Origin of the sequence: Rothia sp. (in: high G+C Gram-positive bacteria) (genome assembly GCF_015265375.1) — a bacterium.
GTDB lineage: Bacteria > Actinomycetota > Actinomycetes > Actinomycetales > Micrococcaceae > Rothia.
In genome coordinates, this window is record NZ_JABZXW010000080.1 from 1 (window position 1) to 6,865 (window position 6,865).

Below are 6,865 nucleotides of genomic sequence, written 5' to 3' on the forward strand. Positions count from 1 at the left end.
CGCCGCGGCGACTCATACAACTATACAGATGCCTAAACGCCCCTGCAACCCGAAAATGGGTGAAGTGGGACACAAACAGGGCCTTGAAAAGGTCTCAAACACCCCTCCAGGCACCAAAGTGCCTAGTCAGTGTGTTTTATGGGTGCTAAAAAATCTTTAAAAAACTTCCAAAAAACCTTATAAACGCAGAAGAAACCACTCAAACCCTCACAGAATGCCTTCTAGAGCCTCCTCCGCAGCCCCTATTCCCATGCCCTACGTCTGGGCGCCCATACCTATAGGTACAAAAAGCCCCTCCCCTTCCGTTCGGCAAGGAACAGAAGAAGAGGGGTACAGCTACAAGCTACAGAGTGCTGAAAGCTTAGTACTGAAACGCTTAGTGCTGAGCTGGTTAGTACTGGGGAGGCGCCTCATTCGCCATATTGTTGAAGCGCGAGTACTTACCGCTAAACGCCAACGGGATAGTACGAGTCGGGCCACCACGGTGCTTAGCAATAATCATGTCCGCCTCACCCACGCGCTCACTATCCGGGTTATACATATCCTCACGATGCAGCAGAATCACCATATCCGCATCCTGCTCAATAGAACCCGACTCACGCAGATCCGAAACCATCGGACGCTTATCAGTACGCTGCTCCGAACCACGGTTCAACTGAGACAGCGCAATCACCGGAACATCCAGCTCCTTAGCCAACAGCTTCAGGCTACGAGAGAACTCCGAAACCTCCTGCTGACGCGACTCAACCTTCTTACCCGAACTCATCAGCTGCAGGTAGTCCAGCACCACAAGCTTCAAATCATTACGTTGCTTGAGGCGACGGCACTTCGCGCGAATCTCCATCAGAGTCATATTCGGCGAATCATCAATAAAGAGAGGCGCAGAATCAATACGACCCTGCAAAGTCGCCAGGTTCGTCCAGCCCTCAGTATCCAGGTCACCCTTCTTCAGACGACCCATCGAAATCTTGCCCTCCGCAGAGAGAATACGCATCGCCAACTCAGTACGACTCATCTCCAGCGAGAAAAACACAGTCGTCATCTGATGATGAATAGCCGCAGAACGAGCAATATCAAGAGCCAGAGTCGACTTACCCACACCCGGACGAGCCGCAATAACAATCATCTGGCCACCGTGCAGGCCACCGGTCAGCTCATCAAACTCAATAAAGTCAGTCGGCACACCGTACACGCCATCGGGGCGGTTCGAGTTCGCATCAATCTCATTGATGGTCTCCTCCAACGCCTCAGAGAAAGACACATAATCTTCCTTCGCATTACCATCAGTCACCGCATAAATCTCAGCCTGCGCCTGATCGACCAAAGTATCGACCTCAGTCTCATTGGCGTAACCCAGCTGAGCAATCTTCGTACCCGCCTCAATCAGGCGGCGCATAATCGCGTGCTCCTTAACAATCTCAGCGTAATACTGAGCGTTAGCAGCAGTCGGAACCGACGCAATCAGCGTATGAATATAGGCCGCGCCGCCCACACGAGTCAGCTCGCCGCGCTTCTTCAACTCATCAGCAACCGTAATCGCATCCGCAGGGCTACCGTGACCATAGAGAGAAAGAATCGCCTCATAAATCGTCTCGTGCGCCGGCTTATAGAAATCAGACGCACGCAGGCTCTCAACCACATCCGCAATAGCGTCCTTCGACAGCAGCATGCCACCGAGCACCGACTGCTCAGCCACATCATCATGAGGCATAGTGCGGGAACCATAATCAATGGCAGTTTCAGACATGCTTATCCTCGCGTTTCAATCCGATATCTACGACGTTCCAGAAACAACTTCTGCAGAACTCCTATGCTAGTTTCTCACGAAGGCACACGCGAAACACATACACGCCTAACGGGGAGCGCGCAGATAATCCTCAATCTTCTCAACGGCGAGCGCCGCGCCATCCATAGTGCGCATTGCCTCACCCAGCTGCCGCGCCCTAGCGCGCATGCCCTCATCGCTGAGCAGACGGTCCAGAATATCGCGCACATTGCCGCGGCGCACATCATTCTTCGTAAAGCGCAGGGCGTTACCGTAGCGCACGCACTCCTCAATATTCCAGCTCTGCTCAGCCTGCATCGCAATACCGGCAAACGGCACACCCGCCAGGCACGCCGTCTGTACCGTCCCCTCACCGCCGTGGGTCATCGAGGCATCAATATGGCCGGCAAGCAGATGCGCCGGAACAGTCCCAGCGAAATGGATATTGCTGCCCAGCATGCTGGTATCCGAGAGCTGCACCCCGCCGCCGACCAGCACATCCACCGGAGCGGCTGACAACTGCTGCAGCACCTGCACCAAAATATCTGCGGAGCCGGATGAGCCCATTCCCACGTAAATCAGTGGCCGCTCCCTGGGTTCGCGAACAATCTGCGGCAGCTCACCGGGCGCACGGTAATAAATAGGACCCACACCAACATCAGGCTCCACCAAAGAATCCCCGCGCAGCTGCATAAACAGAGAACAGATAAGATTCACGTCGGCACTGAGCATATCAACAGTACGGCGAGGAAGCCTCAGCCCATGCTCACGTGCCACACGAGTAAAAGAAGTCGGCTTATACGACAACACCCGCGCCACCGCACGCAACCACCCCGGTGCCGCAAGCTCGCCGTCTACAGGTTTCTTCGAAAAATACGTCGACGAGTAAGCGTACGGGCGCGCATAGAAAATAGGGACACCCGCAATACGCGCAGACAGCAGCATCGTCAGGTTAGAACCAATCACCACAGCATCCGCATTAAAGTCACGAATAGCCGCGAGCTCAGCGTTGACCCGCCGACGCACCATATCGGTCGTGAAAGGATGCCGCACTCCCCTACCCTGATCCAGCGCCATAATCTGCTCCGCCTCAGCATCGCTCATAATTGGCTCGCGAAGATGCACAGGAAGCCCCGCGCTTTCCAGCAGCCCCAGGTACTTAGGGGAATACACGTGGAACAAGACCGTATGACCTCGCTCCCGAGCCACACGCGCTATCTCAATGCAGCGCGTGGTTTCACCCATATTGAAGCTTTCGGGAGAGAAAAGAATACGGCTCATAACAAACTCCGGCAGGCGCACACATGACTGAGCCGAATCTGCGGCTCATAACCTCACCAGTGTAAAACGGAGCCCCAGTATTCCCTCGGATAGAGAGGAATACTGGGGCTCCGTTTCGCTGTATAAGCTTTGCGGTGTGATTCTGTCTTACTTCTTACGCAGAATCAGACCGATAGCGCCAATGTGGTCCGCGTGGCGGCGGAACACACCGCGCATACCCAGCACACGCTCACGAATCTGCGGCTTACGCGCCAGATTGAACGCAATCTTCGCAACGCCAGCGGGACCCTCATCAGCCAGCAGACGCTTCGGCTCCAGCAGAGCCATATCGGTCTGGTACACATCCAGCACCTCAAAGCCAGCCTCTTCCGCCAGAGCAGTCCACTCGGCAACAGTCAGCGGGCGGGCATTCACGCGGATAGTGCGCGCCAAATCCTTCTGAATCTCTTCCTTCAGCTCGGGGCGCAGATAATCGGGAACCAGCGACATCTCGTGAATAGCGTAGTAGCCGCCCGGACGCAGCAGACGAGCCGCCTCACGCATAATCTCCAGCTTGTGCTTATCGGTCTGCATGGTCAGCATCGCCTCGCCCACCACGGCATCGTAGCTTTCCGAGGGCAGACCGGTCTCCTGAGCGCTAGCATTCACCACACGGTAGTTCGGCTTAGTCGATGCGCCAATACGCTCGGTCACGATTTCAGCAGCCTTGGGATCAAGATCCACACCGGTGTAGCTCTTGGGGGAACGCTTCACAATCTCCAGGGCGGTAATACCCAGGCCCGGCGCAAACTCCACGACATCAATGTCGCCGCCCAGAGCACGAGCCAGCAGCCAGTTGGTAGTCTCGCGGCCGCCGGGGCGCAGAACCTTCTTGCCCAGCTGAGCCAGCAGCCAGTGACCTGCTGCCTTTTCGGCGGGGCGGTCGGTACCGGGAACGGAAGGGGTCTTAGACACGGAAGACAACTCCTCAATACTTGTATTTAATATGCAAAATTTATCTTCCCTAATTCTAGACCCGCCACCCCAAGAAAGGAAATATGACGTTATATAGAAGTGTGGTTGCCCTTTATTACAGCATGCCGCAACACCACTACAGCCACCCTTGCTGCACATCCTAGAGATTAAACAGAAACTGGAGCTGAACCTCTCAGTCCAACCCCAGTCTCATCACACACACATACATACGAAAATCAGAGCCACTTCCGCAAGGAAAGTCCAACTTTCTGATGGCCCTCTCGAACCATCTATATAAAGTATTACGCGTAAACCTTTATTCCCTGTAGGTTAAAGCTGTAAGAAAGCTGGGAATAGATTTTTCTTCAAAATCGGGGTGCAGCGCCCCGGATTTCACGCGGAAACTACACGTCGCGTTAAAAGAAGGATGGCAAGGCGCTTTTGCCTTGCCATCCTTCTTTCGCTAGCGGGCGACCCCGCTACACGAAACACACACATTCACATCGCAGTCCTCTCGAACCAACACTTATAGTAAACACCCCCAACCTTATGGGAGGATTGAATTTCGCTGGAAACAAGCTGGGAGAAAACCAACAGAACCCTGAGAGCTTTGATATTGTGCAGTTTGCGGACTCTAAACCGGGCTAATAAGCCGCCATATACAGACCCAGCAGCACCAACGGGTTAGCCACTACAGAAATAACCGCCAAGCAAATATTGGCCACGCGGTACTGACGGAACTTCACCAGACCCACCAGCGCGCACACCAGCGCAACACTGGATGCAAGGCCGCCAACTACCAGCAAAAGAAGCAGAAGAGCAGTAGCAACATTCGCGTCCGCAAATGGGATAACCGCTAGAGCGCACAGCAGCAAATTGACGCACTCCAACACCACACCCGTGGACAGAAGCTGAGCGCTAGAAGACAAACGTGAAAAAGATCGAGCCATGTCTACCAGTCTACGGGGTCAATTGGCGTACTTTGCAGTCGCAACCGCTCTAACCACCAATCCTTCTACTGCCCTACCCCTATTCTCAACCTCTCAAAAACAATGTTTCACGTGAAACATGCACCGGAGCGGGCACAGCTATGGGTACAACAAACGGGGTGCCCCTCACGAAGAGGGACACCCCGTCCGACACTCAACGCCGCAGCATCAAAGCACCAGCGTCGAATATCTAAAAATCTACTTACGCAGCAGCAACGACGTCCAGGACAACGTTAGCAACAACGTCAGCGTGCAGGCGGACAGTCACCTTGTACTCACCGGTGCGCTTGATAGCGGAACCCAGGTGGATGGTGCGCTTGTCAACGGAGCCAACGCCAGCAGCCTCAATAGCCTCAGCAATAGCCTCAGCCTTGACGGTACCGAACAGGCGGCCGTCAGCGCCAGCCTTGTGTGCAACGACAACCGGCTTAGCAGCCAGGGACGCAGCAATTGCCTGAGCCTCTTCCAGAGAAGCCTTAGCACGAGCCGCACGAGCGGCGCGGATGGACTCAACCTGCTTCTCGCCACCCTGGGTCCAGGTCACGGCGAAGCCGCGGGGCAGCAGGTAGTTACGTGCGTAACCGTCCTTAACGGTGACAACATCGCCAGCTGCACCGAGGCCGGAAACTTCCTGAGTCAGAATGATCTTAGCCATGTTACTGTCTCTCCTTCTCTTTAGCGGCCAGCGCCGGAGTAGGGCAGCAGTGCAACTTCGCGGGCGTTCTTAATAGCCTGAGCGATCTTGCGCTGCTCCTGAACGGTCACGCCAGTCACGCGGCGAGCGCGGATCTTGCCGCGGTCGGAGATGAACTTGCGCAGAAGTGCGACGTCCTTGTAGTCGATAACGGTGACGTCAGCAGCCTTGAGGGGGTTCTGCTTGGGTTTGGGCTTACGGATTTCAGCCTTAGCCATCGTGGTGCTCCTTAGAGTTGGGAGCCCGCGGCGGATAACCGCGGGATGGATTGATAAATTACTATTCGGAAAACGAAACCGGCTTAGAACGGAGGTTCGTCGTCGGCGCCGCTACCCCAGTCATAGTTACCACCAGACTGAGAACTCCACGGATCAGCAGCAGGAGCTGCGGGTGCCGCCGGAGCAGCCGGAGCGGAGTAGCCAGACTGGCCAGAGTAACCATTACCCTGAGCAGCAGCAAAATTGTTCTGCTGAGGAGCGGAGAAACCGCCCTGAGCAGCAGCGTTGTACCCAGCGCCACCGCCAAAGCCACCCTGCGCACCGCCACCGAAGTTATTACCTCCGGCAGAACGCTGTGCGCGAGTCACCTGAGCAGTAGCAAAACGCAGAGTCGGGCCGATCTCCTCGACCTCAAGCTCAAACGAAGTACGACGCTCGCCTTCCTTGGTCTCGTACGAGCGAGACTTCAGACGGCCCTGCGCGATAACCTGAGTACCCTTCTTCAGAGTCTCTGCAACATTCTCAGCGTAACCACGCCACACCGACGCACGCAGGAACAGGGTCTCCCCATCCTCCCACTGGTTCGTCTGGCGGTTAAAAGTACGCGGAGTCGATGCGATCGTGAAATTAGCAACCGCCGCACCCGCAGGGGTGTAACGAAGCTCCGGATCGCCAGTCAGATTACCAATAACGGTAATAACGGTATCGCCTGCCATTTGATGCCTCCTCGATAAGAGTTACAAGTATGTTGAATCCAGTACAGCGCAACCCCCTGACATTTTTAGGGGGTCAGCCGACCGGCAAGAAACAACTACTTGCTGGAGATCTTCTGATCCTCCGGGCGGATGATCTTGGTACGCATGACGGACTCGTTCAGGTTCAGAACACGATCGAGCTCAGCTGCGGTCTCGGGGGTAGAGGTGAAGTTCACCACTGCGTAGATACCCTCAGACTTCTTCTGGAT

General features: G+C 55.2%; 8 protein-coding genes. All 8 read right to left on the bottom strand.

The features are described from left to right. Positions 1 to 391: 391 nt before the first annotated feature. On the bottom strand, positions 392 to 1,747 hold the full coding sequence (gene dnaB, locus HXO69_RS08285; protein ID WP_049349940.1) for a replicative DNA helicase: 1,356 nt from the start codon (positions 1,745 to 1,747) through the stop codon (positions 392 to 394). A gap of 105 nt (positions 1,748 to 1,852) precedes the next feature. Next, positions 1,853 to 2,869: a glycosyltransferase gene (locus HXO69_RS08290; protein WP_296546462.1), complete on the bottom strand. Its 1,017-nt coding sequence runs from the start codon at positions 2,867 to 2,869 to the stop codon at positions 1,853 to 1,855. A 324-nt stretch (positions 2,870 to 3,193) separates the two neighbouring features. Further along, positions 3,194 to 4,000 carry a class I SAM-dependent methyltransferase gene (locus HXO69_RS08295; RefSeq protein WP_049326735.1) on the bottom strand — a complete coding sequence of 269 codons (807 nt, stop codon included), beginning with the start codon at positions 3,998 to 4,000 and terminating at the stop codon, positions 3,194 to 3,196. A gap of 644 nt (positions 4,001 to 4,644) precedes the next feature. Next, a complete protein-coding gene (locus HXO69_RS08300; RefSeq protein ID WP_044142258.1) occupies positions 4,645 to 4,950 on the bottom strand; it encodes a hypothetical protein in 306 nt (101 codons plus the stop codon). A gap of 241 nt (positions 4,951 to 5,191) precedes the next feature. Next, the gene (rplI, locus tag HXO69_RS08305; protein WP_012904373.1) at positions 5,192 to 5,644 is read right to left on the bottom strand and encodes a 50S ribosomal protein L9; all 453 of its coding nucleotides are present in this window, start codon (positions 5,642 to 5,644) and stop codon (positions 5,192 to 5,194) included. A 20-nt stretch (positions 5,645 to 5,664) separates the two neighbouring features. Then, positions 5,665 to 5,901 carry a 30S ribosomal protein S18 gene (rpsR, locus tag HXO69_RS08310; RefSeq protein ID WP_004005948.1) on the bottom strand — a complete coding sequence of 79 codons (237 nt, stop codon included), beginning with the start codon at positions 5,899 to 5,901 and terminating at the stop codon, positions 5,665 to 5,667. 83 nt (positions 5,902 to 5,984) lie between these two features. Then, positions 5,985 to 6,617, bottom strand: coding sequence for a single-stranded DNA-binding protein (locus tag HXO69_RS08315; RefSeq protein WP_005504055.1), 633 nt, complete (start codon positions 6,615 to 6,617; stop codon positions 5,985 to 5,987). Between the two features lie 95 nt (positions 6,618 to 6,712). Next, positions 6,713 to 6,865: 30S ribosomal protein S6 (locus HXO69_RS08320; protein ID WP_296546463.1), on the bottom strand; the 153-nt coding region annotated here is incomplete at its 5' end.